Origin of the sequence: Streptomyces chiangmaiensis (assembly GCF_036281785.1) — a bacterium.
GTDB classification, from domain to species: Bacteria; Actinomycetota; Actinomycetes; order Streptomycetales; family Streptomycetaceae; genus Streptomyces; species Streptomyces chiangmaiensis.
Genome location: NZ_JAYWVC010000012.1, coordinates 22,085 through 39,979, shown reverse-complemented (window position 1 = coordinate 39,979; position 17,895 = coordinate 22,085). Strand labels below are relative to the sequence as shown.

The following is a 17,895-nucleotide window of genomic DNA, read 5'->3' as shown; positions in this document are numbered from 1 at the left end:
ATCGTGCGCCGGGTTCGTGACCTCGTCTATCACATGGGGTGATGCTCTGGTCTGGAATCAGAGATCGTCTCACGCACCGTCAGGTCACCTGGCACCGTCACGCGCGAATCACGCCGACAGGTCAAGGAGCGGGCGGTGCCCACCAACTTTCTGAGCGACGAACAGGCGCTTCGGTCACTTCACCGAGGACCCGGACGAGGGACAGCTCGCCGGGTCCTTCCTGCTGGATCAGACCGCACGGCGCCGGGCAATGGCCGCCCGCAGCGGGCGCAACCGGATCGGCTGGGCCGTTCAGCTCGGCACCATCCGATACCTGGGCAGCTTCCTGGACAATCCTGAGGAGGTGCCCGCAGTGGTGGTCGGCTATGTCGCCGAGCAACTCGGTCTGGACCCTGGCGAGCTCGCCGGGTACGGCACCGGTGAGGCCCGCTGGGATCACCAGGAGCAGATCCGCAAGGAGTACGGGTACACGTTCGAGTTCGACCAGTGGTTCGCGCTCGCCCGCTGGATGTACCAGCGGGCCTGGATCGGCAACGAACGCCCCACCCGGCTGTTCGACCTCGCCACCAAGCGCCTGGTGGACAAGAAGGTGGTGCTGCCCGGGGTGACCGTGCTGGAACGCCTGGTCTCCGGCACCCGCGAGCGCGCCGAGAAGCGCCTGTGGGCCACCCTCGCCGCCGCCCCGACCACGGAGCAGGCCGAGCGTCTGCTGCAACTGGTCGTCGTCCCCGCGGGCAAGCGCCTCTCCGAGCTGGACCGCCTGCGCCGCTCCCCGCGCGACATCCCGGCGCGCGGCGTGGGCAAGGCCCTGGAACGCTACGAGTCCCTGCGCGCCTTCGGCGGCTCCGCGTGGAACCTGGACGCGATACCGCCGGGACGGCTGCAGGCCCTGGTGCGGTTCGCCAAGGCCGCCCGCGCCCAGGCCGTCTCCGACCTCGCCGGAGACCGGCGCCTGGCCACCCTGGTCGCGTTCGCCGCGGTCATGCCGCAGCTCGCCGCCGACGAGGCGATCGAGGTCTTCGACCTCGTGATGGGCGACATCATCCGCAGCTCCGCCGCCAAGATGACCAAGCAGAGGCTGCGGACGCTGAAGGACCTGGACGCCGCCGCGATCGAGCTGCACAAAGCCTGGCTCGCCATCTGCACCGCCGCCGCCGACCCCGAGGGCGACGTACGCGCGATGCTCGACGCGATGGACGTCGGCCTGGTTCACGCGGCGGCCGACACCGTCAAACTCCTCGCCCAGCAGCCCGACGACGGCGCCGAGCAAATGCTCGCCGCCCGCTACAACACCATCGCCCGCTTCCTGCCCGGCCTGCTCAAGACGTTCACCTTCGAGGCCAGCCCGGCGGGCGAACCGGTCCTGGACGCGATCGGTTTCGTGAAGTCCCTCAAAGGCCGGCGCCGCCCCATCCAGGCTTGGGAGATCCCCGCCAAGGTGCTCACCTCCGCCTGGCGGCGTCTGGGCTTTCCGCCCCCGCCGATGCCCGTGGGCAGCGTCGAGAAGCGCGCCCTGATCGTCGCCTCCGCCGAAGCCCTGCGCGCGGCGCTGCACCGGCACGAGGTGTTCGTGCCGGGCCTGCGCAAGTGGGGCGACCCCAACGCCCGTCTGCTGAAAGATGCGGCGTGGGAGGCGGCCCGCACCCGGGTCTGCGAGGAACTCGACCTCGACCCCAAGCCCCACAAGATCCTCAAGGCCCGGACCGACCGACTCGACAAGGCCCACCCGGAGTTCGCCGACGGCCTGGCCGCCAATCCCAACGTGCGCATCGAGCAGCAGGGCGGCCGCGACCGCATCATCCTCACCGGCCTGGACCGCCTGGACGAACCCGCCTCTCTGATCAACCTGAACAAGGAGATCGAGGCGCGCATGCCCGCCGTCGACCTTCCCGAGATCGTGCTGGAGGTCGACTCCTGGGCGCCCTACCTGGCCGACTTCACCCACGTCTCCGAGGCCAACTCGCGCATGGACGACCTTCAGCTGTCCGTGGCCCCGGTCCTTACCTCGGAGGCCACCAACGTCGGCATCGAGCCGATCGTCCACGACGGGATCGACGCGCTCAGCCGCGACCGGCTGTTCTGGGTCGAGCAGAACTACGTACGCGCGGCGACCCTCTCGATGGCCAACGCCCGCCTGGTCGACTACCACATGCGCCTGCCGCTGCTGCAGGCGTGGGGCGGCGGCGAGCTGGCCTCCGCCGACGGGCTGCGCTTCGTCACCCCGATCCGCACCCTCAACTCCGGGCCGAACCCGAAGTACTTCGGTACCCGACGGCGCGGGGTGACGTTCTACAATTTCCTCTCGGACCAGTTCAGCGGCCTGCACGGCATCCTGATCCCCGGCACCCAGCGCGACTCCTTCTACATCCTGGACGGCCTCCTCGAGCAGGAGACCGCCCTGTGCCCGGTCGAGATCACCTCCGACACGCACGGCGCCAGCGAGATCGTCTTCGGCCTCTTCCGCCTCATGGGCTACCAGTTCTCCCCGCGCCTGGCCGACGTCGGTAGCGCCACCCTCTACCGCGCCGATCCGGACGCCGACTACGGGCCGATCAACCAGGTGACCCGCAACAAGGTCAACCTCAAGCAGATCACCGCCCACTGGGACGAGATGCTCCGCCTCGCAGGCTCGCTGCACTCCGGCACTATCAAAGCCTCGGAGGCTCTGCGCGTCCTCGCGCCCACGGGAAAGCCCACCCCCACCGGTAAGGCCGTCATGGAACTCGGCCGCCTGGACCGCAGTGCGTACCTGTCCTCGTACTTCACCGACGAACTCCTGCGGCGCCGGGTCAACACCCAGCTCAACCGGCAGGAATCCCGCCACGAACTAGCCGGGAAGATCTTCCACGGGCAGAAGGGCGAACTGAGGCAGTCCTACCGGGAGGGCCAGGAAGATCAGCTCGGGGCACTGGGACTGATGCTCAACATCGTTGTCCTGTGGAACACGGTGTACTTCCAGAAGATCATCGGCGAGATGCGGGCCGAGGGCATCCACATCCGTGACGAGGACGTCGCACGGCTCTCACCGCTGAAGTTCGCTCACATCAACTTCCACGGCCGCTACAGCTTCGCCCTGCCCAGCGAGGTCCAGGGCGGACAGCTCCGCTCCACCGTCAAGCCCGAGACTGCCTCCACCGCGATCTAAGAAGTCTCCCCTGCTGACTCGCTCTTGCCCGCGCGCTGGGCGAGCCGGTAGCGGACCTTCTCGTGCGACAAGCCCACCTGGCCGCCGATCTGCCGCAGCCCGCCGGGGCCAGTTCATCCAGACCGGCGCAGAACCGCGCCACGTCCGCCTTCAGGAACCCGATCGTCGGGTCGTCACTCATGGGACGCACCCTGGCAGCCCCTCTTACTGTCCGTCAAAAGATTTGACGGCTACGCCGGTCTTCTGTTCCATTCCTACTCGCTCCCCGAGGGGACCCACCCGGACACCTCGGTGCGACGCATCCGTGCCCAGGGTCCACGCCGCAGTCACCGTGACCCTTGCCCCTCCTTGTGGCGAAGCAGCGGACCGCTCCACCGGCACGGCGGCCACCTGGCGCGAAGGATGTCGTTGGCCTCGACTCACAAGTCGGCAACCGAGGCCTCACGCCCGGCACTTACCGCCCACTCCGCGCGGCGCGGGCGGCCACGCGTGATCAAGCCCACAGTCACATTCGGCCTTCTTCAGGTGCATGGCCGTGGGCACCCCGTGCGGCCTCGACAGCTTCCGTATGAACGATAAAAATGAGGTTTCCAGCGTGGGCTAGGGAGAGAACGTGACAGCCGGTTTCCGCGACGCACGCCCGTCGTTTGCGCGGTCCGTGACGATTTCGGACGTCGCCGAGGCGGCAGGCGTGTCTCGCCAGACGGTCTCCAACGTGCTCAACGCACCGGACCGCGTGCGCGCCGAGACACGGGAGCGGGTCACCCGGGTCATTGCCGACCTCGGCTACCACCCCAACCACATGGCGCGTTCACTGCGGGCGAGTTCACCCCGCTTGATCGGCTGTCGCATTCTGCCCGTGCACGCGGAGACGGTGGCCGCCATCCAGGACCGGTTCCTGCATGCGCTCGCCGAGGCAGGACAGGAGTGCGACCACCATGTGCTGCTCTTCACCGCCGAGGACGTCGCCGCGGAGACCGAGCGGTGCACGGCCCTGTGGCGCGCGGGCGCCGTGAGCGGCGTGGTGCTGTACGACATCACGCCGGACGACCCCCGGGTGGGGAGGCTCACGGCGTCCGGTGTGCCGTTCACGGCTTTCGGGCGTACGGCGGTCAGCACGGAGCAGTACAGCTGGGCCGACGTCGACAACGCGGCGGGAACGGCCTCGGCCATCGACCATCTGGTCGCCGCAGGCCACCGGCGCATCGGCTTCCTGGGCTGGCTCGAGGGGTCCAGCGTCGGCGACGCACGGGCGCGAGGCTGGCTGACGGCCATGGACCGACACGGTCTGCTCGCGGAGAGCCACCGACTCGACGTGCGCGGCGAGGACACGACGTCGAGCGGTACCCGGCTGATGACCGAACTCCTGGACCGGCCCGGCCCGCCGACCGCCGTCGTCGTGGCGACCGACACCCTCGCGGTGGGAGCGCTCCAAGCGGTACGCGATCACGGGCTGATCCCCGGTCGGGACATCGCCGTGGTGGGCTTCGACGACTCTCCGGCGGCCACGGCGCTGGGTCTGTCGAGCGTCCGTCAGCCGATCGAGGAGGTGGGTCGGCTCGTCATGGCGGAGATGCTGCGGCTGACCGACCGGACCTCAGGAGCGGACGGTGAACCGCCCGCGGAGCCTCTGCATCGGCTCCTGACACCCGAGTTGGTTGTACGCACAAGCTCCGCGCCGCTGCTGAGCTCGCCACCGCCAGACGCCACCGCACAGCCTCTGCGAGCCTAGCGGCCCAAAGCCCAGGGCGACATATCCTCAGCGGTACGGCGTGGACGTCCGCGTGGCGATCGTGACCTCTCCCCCGGCCGGTACGTGCCGCAGCGTGCCCGCCGTTTCGACCGGAAGCGCTCCGCCCGTGTGCAGCCGCACCGTCGTGCCGTCGTGCCGGATGTCCACGTCGAAGACACGGCCCCGCCAGCGCAGTCGCTGCAGGGCGACGCCGTCCAACTCGGTGGGCAGGATCGGCGCGAGAACGATCCGGTCGGCACGCCAGCGCAGCCCCGAGTAGCCGTACAGGAACTCCTGCAGGAAGCCACCGTGGCCGGTGAGGAAGGTGAAGGCACCCCCGGAGCGGGCCTCGGCGAACTGCTCGAAGGGCGGTCTGACGAACGGTTCGACACTGCGCCGGGTGTATTCGAAAGCCGCCTTGGCGTCCCCGAGTTCGGCATGGACGATGGAGTGGACCGAATCCGTCATCGACGGCCCGTCCTCGTGCGTACGGGGTGCGTAGTACTCCAGGTCGGCACGCGTGGCCTCGGCCGACTGCGGGTTCTCCCACGGGTACGCGAGCATCACCACGTCCGCCTGCTTGATCAATTGGCCCTTGTACCCGGCGAACTCCGGGTGGATGCCGTGCACTTCGTCGAGCGGCACGACGATGCGGTTCGCGACCTCGGCCCACTGCGGGTCGGCACTCTGGCCGACGGCCTCGGCCGCCCGGGCAGCGAACCGCAGGGACTCCCGGGCGGCCACGTTGGTGTAGACGGAGTCGTCGTGCGGTCCCACCGCGTACTCGTCCGGAGGGATCACAGCGTTGATGTGGCAGCGCCCCTCGGCATCGGTGGTGACACGGCTCGCCCAGAAGTCCGCGACCGCGCCGAGCACGGGCAGCCCTTCGGTACGAAGCCAGTGCTCGTCACCGGTGGCGAGCCAGTACTGCCAGAAGGCCAGGGCCACATCGGCGCTGACGTGCTGTTCCAGGCGCCCGAAGGGCGCCCACTCGGGAGTGTCCTCCTCCCCGGTGAGTCCGCTCTCCCAGGGGAAGCGGGCGCCACGGTGGCCCCCCGTCGCCGCGGCGTCGCGAGCCGCGTCCAACCGCGCGACCCGATAGTCGAGAACGCTGCGCGCGATGTGCGGATGCTGGGGGAGCAGCCCGGGCCAGATCCAGGTCTCGGTGTCCCAGAAGACGTGGCCGTTGTAGCCGTCACTGGACAGCCCGGAAGGCGACGGCGACCAGGGCGAGTCCTCGTGCACGCTGGTGAGGAGGTAGAACTTCGAGGCCCGCACCCGGCGTTGCAGCAGCGCGTCGCCGCGTACGACGATGTCGCCCTCCCATTCGCGTTGCCAGGCGCGCCGGTTGTCCTCGGCCAGCCGCTCGCGTCCCTCGCGGGCGGCCTCCTCGGCCTGGGCCCGGGCTGCACTCAGTGGGTCGTCCGCGGTGTGGGAGGTGACCACGGACACGTACTTGGTGAACGTCAGGGGGCGTCCCGGGGAGGTACGGACGGGGATGGTGTGTGCCGCTGTGCCGTCCGGCGCCGGGACGGGCGTGTCGTGGCCGGGTCCGCGCAGGCTGTCCGGCCCGTGCAGGACGGAGACGAGCGCGGCCGTGACACCGCTGCCTTCGGCTTCCACGAGTGCCCAGATCTGCCCGGGATCCACGCCCCGCTCCACGGTCCGGATGCGCAACGCGGCACGCTCGTCCAGCGCGTCGGTGACGACGAGTTCGCCCTCCCAGTGCGGCGTGACCGTCACGCTCACGACGGCCACGTACGGCCTGGACCGGTCGGTGAACACTTCGTAGCGCACATCGGTGACCCGGCCCGCCGGAGAGGTCCAGCGGGCCTCGGTGGTGATCGCCCCCGTGTGCAGGTCGAGGCACTGCCGGTACCGCTCGACGCCGCGTGCCGTCCCGGCGCGCGGGCTGGTCACGGGGGCCCAGTCGCCGCCGATCAGCAGTTCTCCCTCGTCGGGTGCGCTCTCGGGCGCGCCGGGAGGGCCGGTGAACGCGGCATTGAACGAACCGCTGCCGTCACTCACATCGAGCGTGGACCACGCGGGCAGGGACGCCTTCCGGGACCAGGATCCGTCCCGGCCCGTGTAGAGGCCGGCCACATGGAACTGGGTGCGAACGGGAGTGTCGGCGAAGCCGTTGCCGGCCGCCGGGACACGTGCGGCGAAACGGCCGTTGCCGGTGAAGGCGGGGTGGTAGCCGACGAGCGCAGCAGGATCGTCGGTGGCCAGCACCCATGCGTCGTCGGCCGGGCCGGGCCCGCCGCTGTTCGGGGCAGTCAACTACTTCAGCCCTCCTGCCGTCAGGCCGTCCACGATCCGCCGCTGGAAGAACAGCACCGCCACGACGAGTGGCAGGGTGACCACGACCCCCGCGGCCATCTGTGTGCCGAACGGCTGGTCGTACTTGTACTGTCCGGTGAAAAGGGACACGATCACGTTGGCCGTCATCATGTGACGGTCGTTCACCACGCTGACGGCGATGAGGAATTCGTTCCAGGCGCTGATGAAGACGAGGATGGCCGTGGTGAAGACGCCCGGCGCGGCGAGCGGGAGCACGACCTTGCGAAACGCCTGCGCCGGTGTGCAGCCGTCGACCTGAGCGGCCTTCTCCAGCTCGGCGGGCATCTGGCGGAAGAACGCGGTGAGGTTCCACACGGCCAGCGGCAGGGAGAAGCTCATGCTCGGGACGATCATCGCCTGATAGGTGTTGATCCAACCGGCGTCCGTGAAGAGCCGCAGCAGGGGAACCACCAGGATGATCGGGGGGAACATCGACGCTGCGATGATCAGCGTCAGGATCAGCGTCTTGCCGCGGAACTGCAGCCGGGCGAGGGCGTATCCGGCGAAGATACCGACGACCAGCGTAACCGCGGTGGTGACCCCGGCGACGACGAGGCTGTTGACAAGGGCCCGGCCGAATCCGTTGTGCGGGTCGAAGGCCCCCGCGTAGTTGTCGAAGGAGACCGGCGCGGGCAGCGGCGCGTTGGAGAACTGGTCGGCCGGCCTGCGCAGGCTGGAGACCAGCATCCAGTAGAACGGTGCGACGCAGTATGCGACGACGGCGGCGATGCCTAGTCGCCGCGCCCAGACCGCGCCCCGCCTGCTCCCGGTCGCCCGGCTCCGGGAAAGACGTGTGGGAGACAGCGTGCTCATGGCTCACTCCTGGTGCCCCGGCCGAGCAGATCGGCACCGAACAACTTGACGAAGGCGAGGGCGACGACGGCGATATAGGCGAACAGGACGGCCGCGTAGGCGGCGGCCGAGCCGAAGCGCAGATTGGACATCTCGTTGAAGGCGACCATCGACAACGTCTCGACCGAGTGCTTGTGCGGCCCCACCAGGACGTACGGCAGGTCGAACATGCGCAGCACATCCAGGAGGCGGAACAGAACGGCGACCACGAGGGCCGGCCGGACCAGGGGCAGGGTGATCCGCCAGAAGACACGCCACGACGAGGCGCCGTCGACGCGGGCGGCCTCGTACAGTTCGCCGGGGATGATCTGCAGGCCGGCGAGTACGAGCAGGCCGATGAAGGGCGCGGTCTTCCATGTGTCGGCGATGACCACGGACAGCCAGGCGTGGAACCCCTCGCTGCTCCACAGGATTTGGGTGCCGAGGATGTCGTTGGCCACTCCCTGGCTGTTGAAGATCCACTTCCAGAGCATGCCCGAGATGGCGGTGGGAATGGCCCAGGGCACGAGGACGGCTGCGCGGACGAGTGCGCGGCCGCGGAAGGCACGGTGCATCACCAGGGCCATGGACACACCGATGAGGACTTCGAGCGCGACTGAGGCCAGGGCGAACGACGTCGTGTTCCACCAGGGGCGCAGCAGCCGGTCATCGGTGAAGACGTTGGCGTAGTTGCCGGTTCCGTATTGACTGGTGGTGGTCACGAAACCCGTGCTGGGATCGAGACCCTCGGTGGACACCTGGAACGACAGCCGCACCGCGGCCACCACCGGGTAGCCGATGACCAGGGCGAGGACCAGCAACGTCGGCGAGAGCAGGGCCGCAGCCAGGCGGCCCGTCCCGGCCCTGCGCGAGGTGCGCTGGGGCCGGGACGCCGGGGCGGTGCGCCCCGGCGTCGGGGCTATGACGGACACGAGCGGGACCCGCCTACTTCTCGGCGATCGCCGCGGAGAGGTTCTTCTGCATGTCGGCGAGGGCGTCGTCGACGGACTTCGAGCCGGTCAGCGCGGCCGAGGCGCTCTCCTGGATGGCAGTCGTGGCGTCGCCGTAGTGCACCACAACCGGCCTGGGCGTCGCCGTGGCCAGTGACTGCTTCAGTGTGTCCAGGTACGGGAACTGCTGGCGCAGCGCCGGGTCGTCGTAGAGGTCGGTGTACGGCGGGGCCGACGAGGTGACCTTCAGGTTGGTGCGGGCGTTCTCCTCGTTGGAGAAGAACTTGATGAAGTCCAGCGCGGTCGCCTTGTTCTTGGCGAACTTGCTGATGGCGAGGTCGAGTCCGCCGAGGCTCGAGCTGCCGGGTCCGGCGAGCCCGGGCAGCGGGGCGACACCGAACTTCCCGGCCACCTTGCTGGAGCCGTCCTTGGCGTTGGCCAGCGTCCACTGGTACGGCCACTGGCGGTGGAAGAGCAGTTTGCCTGCCTGGAAGGCGCGCCGGCCGTCCTCTTCCTGGTAGGTGGCGGCCTGCTTGGGGATGGTTCCGTCCTTGAAGCCGTCGACGAGGAACTGCAGGCCCTTCTTGGCGGCGTCGGTGTCGACCGTCGCCTTGCCCTTGGCGTCGACGACGCTGCCGCCCGCGGAGGCCACGGCCTCGGAGAAGTTGACGGTGAGTCCCTCGTACTTGTCGAACTGGCCTGCGTAGCAACCGATGCCCTTGCCCTCGGGCAGCTGGTGGACCTTCGCGCAGGCCTGCTTCATCTCGGCCCAGGTGGTGGGCGGCTTCGCCTCGATCTTGTCGAGCAGGTCCTTGCGGTAGAAGAGCAGTCCGGCGTTGGTGTTGAACGGTATCGCGTACTGCTTGCCGAAGTAGTTACCGGTCTTCACGACGGCGGGGATCATCTTGTCGAGCGGGAACTCCTTGGCGGGCAGCTCGTCGATCCACTGGTTGGCCGCGAACTCGGCGACCCAGATGGGGTCGAGGTTGAGCACGGTGTAGGCGTCCGACTTGGTCTGGGCGTTCTGGATGAACTGCTGACGCTGTTGGTCCGCGCTCTCCGGCAGTTCGACGAGGGTGACCTTCTCGCCGGGGTGCTGCTTGTTCCACCGGTCCAGCTGCCCTTGCAGGGTGCCGGTGGTGTCCTTGCCGGTTGCGAGCGTGATCGGGCCGCGGTCGTTCGACTTCTTCGGGCCGCCCTTGGAATCGGCGGAGCCGGAGTCGCCGCATCCGGCGAGCAGCGACGCGCACACCATCGCCGCAATCGCCGCCGCGACCCGCCGCCGCGGCCTCGCTCCCCCGGAGCCCGGGGGCATCTGCCCTACGCCCAACACCATCCGCAACGAACTCACCGTGGTCTCCTCGCTGTTCACCGGCAGGTCGCTGAGCGCACCAAAAGACGGCTCCCTGGCGGCAGCTCGTCGACGACCGAAACTCCGATTTGATCGTTCAAGATGGCCTGACGAGAGCATCCCGTCAACCCCTTGGAAGGGAATCCGCCCACTCCAACTGACCTGTCAACGCCCGTTCAGGGCCTTCCGGTCCGTTACGCCCGCTTCCGCCGTCAGCTGAAATTTGATCGTTCATATGCAGCTTCTTCACCCGTGAAGCCGCGCACAGAAGCGCGCCCACTTCATCGGGCGGCAGGCACGGGCGGTCGGCCGCCGGCACCGGACGACGCCGAACTCCACAACGTCCTCGTGACCGAGCGGCCGGGGAGACGACGACGCGCACCTCTCCCACTCCGGCTGCCGGCACATGACGTGACGCCGCAGGCCTCGTCACCGGACGGCGATTCGATCAAGCAGCGCCGTCCCACAGCGCGTGCAGGGTGGAGGGCTTGCGGAAGACCAGACCGTGCGCAGTGGTGGGCCGGTCCGGGTCGAGGCGCAGGGCGGGAAGGAGCTCGAGCAGCCGCTGGAGGGCGATGCGGGTCTCCAGCCGGGCCAGGTGCGCAGCAAGGCAGTAGTGCGCGCCGTGTGCGAAGGCCAGTTGCAGTCGCGCGTTCTCCCGGCGGACATCGAAGCGATCGGGGTCGCGGAAGACGGCCGGGTCACGGTTGGCGCCCGTCAGGGAGACGCTCACCAGGTCACCGCGGCGGATCGCGGCCGGGCCGAGGACGGTGTCGCGGGTGGCGTAGCGGTCCACGACCGCGGCGCCGGGTTCGAGGCGCAAGGATTCCTCGATCGCTCCGTCCAGCAGGGCCAAGTCGGCCCGCACCAGGGCGAGTTGGTCGGGGTGCCGCAGCAACTGCAGCAGGGCGTTGGTGATCATCCCCTCGGTGGTCTCGATGCCTCCGAACATCAGGACCGCGGCATTGGACGCGACCTCGGGCAGCGCCAGCCGTCGGGCGGCGGAGACGAGAAGTGAAGAATGGCTCTGGTCGGCGACGGTTGCTTCAACGGCTGCCCGGAGGTGCCGATACGCGGCGATACCGGCGGGGCCCGCCTCGTGTCCTGCGGTGATGTCGGAGACCGACCTCACGATGGAGTCGTACCAGGAAAGCACCGTGGCTGCGGGCGTGTCGACCAGCCCGAGGGCCTGCGTCACGACGGCGACGGCGAGCGGGCCGGCGAAGGCACGTCGTAGTTCGCCGACTCCCACCGGTTCCAGTGCCGTGATGAGCCGGTCGGTCTCCCGCTCGATGAACGAGGCGAAGCCGTTGTGCACTTCTCGGGGACGGAAGGGAGCGGCGAAGGCCTCCCGGTGGCGGGTGTGCTGGTCACCGTCGAGAGACAGCATGCTCGGCCCGACGACCTGTGCGGTGGAGAAGCGGGGATCGTCGACGGTGAAGGTCGCAGCGTCCCGCATCACGCTCAGCGCGAGGTCACGACGTGTCACCAGCCAGCCGTCCAGCTCGGGCAGCCAGGAGACGGGCTCGTGCGTGCGGAGCAACGCCAGTCGTGGGTACGGATCGCCGGCGAGTTCCGCAAGGGTGGTCGCGGCCCCCAGCGGGAACAAGTCGGCCGCGCCCATCACGAATTCGGGCCGGGCGTGGGGAAAGCGATCACAGCCAAGGCTAACAATCGCTGTCAAGGCGAGGCTGCTCGGGCCCTCCGCACCGGCCGCCTGTCCCGGTCCTCAGCCGGCCGCAGGCGGCACCGCCGCGGGAACCGGTCCCGGCATGACACCCGGCGCCGGGAAGGACCATCGGCCGGTCGGTGCCTGGTCGGTTCGCAACTCCATGCGGCCGTCGGCGAAGACCGGGCGCCGGTTGTCGCGCCGTTGCCGAGCCCCGGCTTGCTTTCCGGGTCCCAGCCGGCGGGTGCCAACTGCTCAGCGCATAGGTGGGGAACACCTCGTCGGCCTGCGGCCGCTCGCCCGTCGCCGCAGTGGCCGGCAGGTCGCCGCCGTCAGGAATCACGACCGAGGCCGAGGCGCCGTTCCCACCCGCCTGCGACCCGCCCCCTGATCCGCACGAGGGGACCGGACCCGCCGAACAAGGTCGGCAGCAGCGCCGTCCCATGCGGGATACGCAAAGTCGAACCCGGCCGCGCGCAGCCGACCCGGCACCACCCGGCGGCTCTTGAGCAACAGCTCCGTGTCCGAGCGCAGTGCGAACGCCCCGAGCTCCGCCATCCATCGCGTCGCCGGCAGCCCTACGGGAACGCCCCAGGCCGCGCGCAGCGCCCGCATGAAGGTCCGGTGCGGCAGGGGGCCGGGCGAGGCAAGGTTCACCGGCCCCTCGAGGTCGTCCCGGGCGATCAGGAACTCCACCGCACGCACGAAGTCCTCGTCGTGGATCCAGGAGACGTACTGCGCGCCGCCAGCAACCGGCCCACCCAGCCCCAGCCGCGCCAACCACAGCAGTACGTCGAGAACCCCGCCCCGATCCGGACTCATGACCATCGCCGAGCGCAACGCCACCTTCCGCGTCGCCGGCGTCCGCGCCTCGGCCTGCGCCTGCTCCCAGTTCTTCGCGATCTCGACGCTGTACGCCCAGTAGTCCGGCACCCCGGTCTCCGAGCCGCCGATCACCCCCGTCGCCTCGTCGTGCGCCGCATCGAAGCGATGGGCGTAGATCGTCGCGGTACTCATCTGCAGCCAGACGCGCGGTGGCCGTGCGGCGGCGGCGATCGCCTCGCCGACCACTCGCGCCGAGTCCACCCGGGAGTCCATCATGGCCTGCAGGTTCTCAGCGGTGTAGCGGCAGGAGACGCTGCGCCCGGCCAGGTTGATCACGACATCGCAGCCGTCGATCGTCTCGGCCCAGGGGCCGAGCGTGGCCCCGTCCCAGCGGATCTCACGCTCCCCCTCCGGGCACCTGGTCAGCACCACGACCTCGTGGCCCGCCTCCGTCAGCGCACGGTCCAGGATCGTGCCCACCTGTCCGGTTCCCCCCGGCAGCACTACCTTCATCGAGCCCCCTCAACTTCGGTGGCATCAGCCTATCCCCTGGATTTGAACACGTTCAAACAGGTGCCGGCGGTCGACGCCCGCCAGCCCCGACGGCCCACACCTGCCTCGGACTCGTTCCGCGGCCACCGCCTACGCCGCGGCACGGCGGCGAGCCCGCAGGATGAGGGGATTGGACGCCCGAAGCCGTCCGGGCCAGCTGGGTCCGCCTGCACCGACGCCCGTGCGACACGTACCTGACGGTCGGCGGCCCGATCAGGTTCTCCAGGTTCAAGCCCGAGATCAAGGGTGCTCCGCCGCTCGGCGAGCACACCGACAAGGTGCTGGCAAACCTTGGCCATGACACGGACACCATCATCCACATGCACGCCCACGAGGTCCCGTCCGACCCGTCCGCCCGGGTGTCCGGGCTTCGCGGTGGTGAGCTCACGGCCGCGGAGGCCGTGGTGCCTCTTCTCTCCGATACCCCACTGCCCGGTGGCACGCCTCGAGCCGGAAGGGAACCGCGCCCCTGGACGGGCTCGTGTCCTGATACGGGCGGAAGGGACGCCGGGCGAGGCACACGGGGGACTCATGCAGATCATCGAGGTGACGGGTTATGCCGTGAGATCTGCTGTGATCACCATGAGGCGGAAAGGGACGCCGCTCGAGTTCGTGATCTTCCCGATGCTGCATGTGGCCTCGCCGACGTTCTACTCCCAAGTCCGCCTCAGACTCAGGGAATGCGACCTCATAGTCATCGAGGGAATCCGCGGGAAGTCGGTCGGCGTGAGTGCCCTCACGCTCGCTTATCGGTTCACCCCACGCCGGCGGCGCAACGGCCTGCAGGAGCAGCGCGAGGAGTTGCTGCTCCCTGAGGGTGTGCCGGTCATCAACCCGGATGTGACCGCGGCGGAGGCGATCGCGGACCTCAAGACGCTGCCCCGGTGGATGTATCTCTCGCTCATGGTCGCGGCTCCCCTGATGGGCCTGGTGTTCGCCCTGCGCGGGCCGCGCGCCTTCCTCGATGAGGACCTGGAAGTCGAGGATCTGCCGTCGACGTTACGGGCGGAGATGATGGCCGACGGTCCTGTGGAGCACGCCATGACCGGCCGGCGCGACCAGCGGTTGCTCGACGCGCTCGGCGAGATCCACATGGAGCGGGGCGCGGAACCGATCCGGGTGGCCGTCGTCTACGGAGCCGGCCACGTCCCGGCGATCGTGACGGGGCTGAGGGATCGTCACGGGTACCGACCACGGGAAGCGGAATGGCTTACCGTCCTGATCCCGGCATAGACCGCCGGAACCCGGAGGCCGGGACCCGGTGATTCGGCCGATTTCGTCGGTGTTCGCCGCGACCGCACGCCGCACTCACCCAACAGATCGGCGTGGCCGCGGTCACGAGGGCGGCTTTTGACTCGCTCCGTGATCCAGTCACCGTAGTGTGCGAGGGAGGCACCAGGACGCACGGTCGTGGGAAGCGTCATCCTCAGCGTGTCTTCAGGCCACGGTCTTCGAGTTCGTCCGCGCACTCCTCCGGTACCGCCATTACCTTCACGGTGGCTCTGCCCGGGTGTGCCGGGGCAGCGGACGGGTTGAGCGCTTGCTGCCGCTCACGCTCCGCCTCGGCTCGGGCTTGTTCGATGTCGTCGGCGATCTCCTGGCAGTCGACGACGTACGTGCCCGCCGGTGTCGGCTCCCCGGTGGGAGATTCCAGCGTGCCCGCGAACGACGCGCCGTTGAGGGCGGAGGTGGCGGCCAAGCCGGCCAGGCACAGCCCCGTCCAGGTGGCGATGATCCACCGGCGGGCGCTCAAGAACCGCCCCTTCCGACAGCGAGGCCGACAACGGTGAGCATCGCGCTGCTCGCGGCCGTCATCGTGGATCCTTTCTCCAAGGGACCGGCACCCTGTGCTTCTGCCGACCGGTCAGGTCGCTTGGGCCTGGTCGCGCTCACCAGGGAGCCCTGGTGGACGGGGTCACGCCCATGAGGAGCCTCGCGTGCTTGTCTACCCGTCGGTGATCGATCTGTCCAACACGCGCCTGCGCTACCTCGCTCGCCAACTGAGCGCCTGCCGCCGGGAGATTGCTGGGCAGCACGAGCCGCACCATGCGCCTGATCAAGGCCGTGCTCGCACTCCACCTCGCTCCCGCCTGAGAGCAGGTGGATGAGTCAGTCTCCAGACCAACCCCAGAAGTAGATCTCCCGTGGCGTCCCGTGGTCGTCGTGCAGTACCGCGCAACGGCCGTACCAGCGCTCGCGAGCGAGGTCTTGGATCGCCGGAAGGTGTTCGCGGGTCAGCCGTTCGGTGCCGGTGGCCCTCCGGGCCTCTTCGGCGGTCACCGGCTGTACCGCACAGACCTCGGGCTCCTCGCCTTCGCGCTGAACGTGGAAGACATCGAGGATCGAGTGGGTGCCGGAGTGCTGCGTCCACTCGTCGGCCCACAGCTCGTCCAGCGACAACGGTCGCGGGCGGCGCTCCTCCTCAGGAAGCCAGTCGCCCCCGCGCACCCAGAAATAATCGCCGGCGCGGAACACTCGGTGCCGCAACTCCTCCAGCGCGGCGCCAAGATCCTCCTGGTACGGCACGTAGTAGTCCCAGGCCGAAGCACCCACCCTGTCCCCCTCCACGTCAGCTGCCATGCGGCACCACCTCAGGCAAGATCGGACAGGGCTCAGTCATGGGCCGGTGACGGCGTCCGACGTGGTACCCCTACAGTTGCTCCATGACGCACATGAACGATCCGCTCAGGCCGGTCGCGGATGCGTACGTCGCCGCCTTCGAGGGGCTGTCGACGGCTGCCGGCCACACCAGAAGAGGTCCGCACGGTGCCGTGCTCGCGATCTCCGGGGCCCCGGTCGCCGCGCTCAACGCGATCATCAGCCCCAGTCCGGACCCGAATCCCGATGAAATAGCGGCACTGGCTGCCTCTGAGGCCCCGTGGGAGCTCCCCTGGAGCATTCATGTGCGCGGGACACCGGGGCCGCTCGTCACCGAGGTGGCAGCACGCAACGGGCTGACCCGGTTCAGCACGGAGCCGCTCATGATCAGGCGCCCTGACCAGGGGATGCCGCCGCAGTCGGCCGTCGGTTCTCTGCGTGTACGACCCGTATCCAGTGATGAACTCGATCTCTACGCCAGAACAGTGGCCGAAGGATTCGAGGCACCCCACGAGACGTTCCAGGTGTTCAGCAACCCGTCCTTGGCGAAGGTCGACGGGGTGACGTTCTACCTGGCGGAAGTGGACGGTGTACCGGTGGGGACGGGGATGACGGCCGTCTCCGAGGATTTGCTGGGTCTCTTCAACATCAGCACGCTGCCGCACCACCGGCGGCGCGGCTATGGACGAGCCGTCACGACAGAGCTGCTGCGCGCAGGTCATGCCGCCGGTGCCACCACTTCCTACCTCTACGCCAGCAAGATGGGTGAGCCCGTGTATGAATCGGTGGGGTTCCGTACCGAGGAATACATGACCGTGATCACGGCTCCGTGACAGCGGCATCGGGCGCCGGCGCTGCCGGTAAGGATGAACGGGCCGTGTCCATACCCACCGCGTACCCTGTTCGCCGTGTCAGCCCGTCACCTGCATCGTGTCGCCGTCCTTGTGCTCGAGGGTGCGAAGCCGCTCGATGTCGGTATTCCTGCACAGGTGTTCACGACCCGTGCCAGCATGCCGTACGAAGTTCGGGTGTGCGGCGCGGCTCCCGGACTGGTGACCGGCGGCGACGGCCTGTCGTACCACGTCGACGACGGTCTGGAGGCGCTCGAGTGGGCCGACACCGTCTTCATTCCCGGCTATCGGTTCCCGGACCGCGACGACCCTCCTCAGGCCGCCGTCGACGCGCTGAACGCCGCCCACGATCGGGGTGCGCGGCTCGCGGCCATTTCGACGGGTGCATTCGCGCTGGCAGCGACGGGCCTGCTCGATGACAAGCGCGCCACGACGCACTGGCATTACACACGAGCGCTTGCGGCCAAGCATCCGCGCGTCAAAGTCGACGAGAACGTCCTGTTCGTCGACGCGGGCGATGTGCTGACGTCGGCCGGCGCCGCCTCGGGCCTCGATCTGTGCCTGCACATTCTGCGCCGCGACCTCGGGGTGGCGGCGTCGAACCACGCGGCCCGGCGCCTGGTCGCGGCCCCCTACCGCAGTGGCGGTCAGGCTCAGTACGTGCCGCGCAGCGTGCCCGAGCCGCTCGGCGAGCGGTTCGCCTCAACCCGCGAGTGGGCGCTGCAGCGGCTCGCCCAGCCACTGAGCCTGGAAGTGCTCGCCCGGCATGCGGCGGTGTCGCCGCGCACATTCTCGCGCCGCTTCCACGAGGACACCGGGTACACGCCGATGCAGTGGGTCATGCGCGCCCGTATCGACGTGGCCCGTGAGCTGCTCGAGCGCTCGCAGCGCAGCGTCGAGCAGATCGCCACCGACGTCGGTCTCGGCACCGGCGCGAACATGCGGCTGCACTTCCAGCGCATTCTCGGCACCACGCCGAGCGAGTACCGGCGCACCTTCACCCAGGGCGAGTAGCCCGCCGCCATCTGGCGCGATCCTTGCGAACCCT

Annotated in this window: 12 protein-coding genes and 1 pseudogene; 5 read left to right on the top strand and 8 right to left on the bottom strand. The window is 69.1% G+C overall.

Annotation, left to right across the window (positions count from 1 at the left end; translation table 11 throughout):
* Window positions 1-175: 175 nt before the first annotated feature.
* A pseudogene (locus VXC91_RS06250) lies at window positions 176-3,145 on the top strand (Tn3 family transposase); the annotation flags it as partial.
* A gap of 613 nt (window positions 3,146-3,758) precedes the next feature.
* Window positions 3,759-4,877 (top strand): LacI family DNA-binding transcriptional regulator, encoded by a 1,119-nt coding sequence (locus VXC91_RS06245; protein ID WP_329505715.1) that lies wholly within the window; start codon window positions 3,759-3,761, stop codon window positions 4,875-4,877.
* A gap of 27 nt (window positions 4,878-4,904) precedes the next feature.
* Here the strand turns inward: VXC91_RS06245 and VXC91_RS06240 are convergent, their stop codons facing one another.
* The 6 genes from VXC91_RS06240 to VXC91_RS06215 all read right to left on the bottom strand — a co-directional run bounded on the left by VXC91_RS06240 (window position 4,905) and on the right by VXC91_RS06215 (window position 13,359).
* Window positions 4,905-7,160: a glycosyl hydrolase family 65 protein gene (locus VXC91_RS06240; RefSeq protein WP_329505713.1), complete on the bottom strand. Its 2,256-nt coding sequence runs from the start codon at window positions 7,158-7,160 to the stop codon at window positions 4,905-4,907.
* Entirely contained in the window at window positions 7,161-8,033 is an 873-nt protein-coding gene (locus tag VXC91_RS06235) for a carbohydrate ABC transporter permease (RefSeq protein WP_329505711.1), read from the bottom strand.
* The gene (locus tag VXC91_RS06230; RefSeq protein ID WP_329505709.1) at window positions 8,030-8,983 is read right to left on the bottom strand and encodes a carbohydrate ABC transporter permease; all 954 of its coding nucleotides are present in this window, start codon (window positions 8,981-8,983) and stop codon (window positions 8,030-8,032) included. Before VXC91_RS06230 ends, VXC91_RS06235 begins: the two co-directional genes overlap by 4 nt.
* 13 nt (window positions 8,984-8,996) lie before the next feature.
* Window positions 8,997-10,352, bottom strand: a complete 1,356-nt coding sequence (locus tag VXC91_RS06225) for an ABC transporter substrate-binding protein (protein ID WP_329505707.1) — start codon at window positions 10,350-10,352, stop codon at window positions 8,997-8,999.
* 448 nt (window positions 10,353-10,800) lie between these two features.
* Window positions 10,801-11,976 carry a cytochrome P450 gene (locus tag VXC91_RS06220; RefSeq protein ID WP_329505705.1) on the bottom strand — a complete coding sequence of 392 codons (1,176 nt, stop codon included), beginning with the start codon at window positions 11,974-11,976 and terminating at the stop codon, window positions 10,801-10,803.
* Between the two features lie 384 nt (window positions 11,977-12,360).
* On the bottom strand, window positions 12,361-13,359 hold the full coding sequence (locus tag VXC91_RS06215; protein ID WP_329505703.1) for a TIGR01777 family oxidoreductase: 999 nt from the start codon (window positions 13,357-13,359) through the stop codon (window positions 12,361-12,363).
* Between the two features lie 570 nt (window positions 13,360-13,929).
* Between VXC91_RS06215 and VXC91_RS06210 the strand changes: the two genes are divergently transcribed.
* On the top strand, window positions 13,930-14,631 hold the full coding sequence (locus VXC91_RS06210; protein WP_329505701.1) for a hypothetical protein: 702 nt from the start codon (window positions 13,930-13,932) through the stop codon (window positions 14,629-14,631).
* A gap of 193 nt (window positions 14,632-14,824) precedes the next feature.
* On the opposite strand, the gene VXC91_RS06205 is transcribed toward VXC91_RS06210, so the two are convergent.
* Together VXC91_RS06205 and VXC91_RS06200 are read right to left on the bottom strand one after the other, a co-directional pair.
* Window positions 14,825-15,151, bottom strand: a complete 327-nt coding sequence (locus VXC91_RS06205; RefSeq protein ID WP_329505699.1) for a hypothetical protein — start codon at window positions 15,149-15,151, stop codon at window positions 14,825-14,827.
* A gap of 356 nt (window positions 15,152-15,507) precedes the next feature.
* On the bottom strand, window positions 15,508-15,978 hold the full coding sequence (locus tag VXC91_RS06200) for a hypothetical protein (protein ID WP_329505697.1): 471 nt from the start codon (window positions 15,976-15,978) through the stop codon (window positions 15,508-15,510).
* Window positions 15,979-16,061: 83 nt separating this feature from the next.
* Here VXC91_RS06200 and VXC91_RS06195 point away from each other — a divergent pair, with 83 nt between their 5' ends.
* The gene (locus tag VXC91_RS06195) at window positions 16,062-16,829 is read left to right on the top strand and encodes a GNAT family N-acetyltransferase (RefSeq protein ID WP_329505695.1); all 768 of its coding nucleotides are present in this window, start codon (window positions 16,062-16,064) and stop codon (window positions 16,827-16,829) included.
* A 75-nt stretch (window positions 16,830-16,904) separates the two neighbouring features.
* On the top strand, window positions 16,905-17,861 hold the full coding sequence (locus tag VXC91_RS06190) for a GlxA family transcriptional regulator (RefSeq protein ID WP_329505693.1): 957 nt from the start codon (window positions 16,905-16,907) through the stop codon (window positions 17,859-17,861).
* Window positions 17,862-17,895: the final 34 nt, after the last annotated feature.

What these genes read in the sequence shown, in the direction of transcription:
- VXC91_RS06235 (WP_329505711.1), bottom strand. Translation starts at nt 8,033, where the DNA reads ATGAGCACGCTGTCTCCCACACGTCTTTCCCGGAGCCGGGCGACCGGG.
- VXC91_RS06220 (WP_329505705.1), bottom strand. Translation starts at nt 11,976, where the DNA reads ATGGGCGCGGCCGACTTGTTCCCGCTGGGGGCCGCGACCACCCTTGCG.
- VXC91_RS06215 (WP_329505703.1), bottom strand. Translation starts at nt 13,359, where the DNA reads ATGAAGGTAGTGCTGCCGGGGGGAACCGGACAGGTGGGCACGATCCTG.
- VXC91_RS06210 (WP_329505701.1), top strand. Translation starts at nt 13,930, where the DNA reads ATGCAGATCATCGAGGTGACGGGTTATGCCGTGAGATCTGCTGTGATC.
- VXC91_RS06200 (WP_329505697.1), bottom strand. Translation starts at nt 15,978, where the DNA reads ATGGCAGCTGACGTGGAGGGGGACAGGGTGGGTGCTTCGGCCTGGGAC.
- VXC91_RS06195 (WP_329505695.1), top strand. Translation starts at nt 16,062, where the DNA reads ATGACGCACATGAACGATCCGCTCAGGCCGGTCGCGGATGCGTACGTC.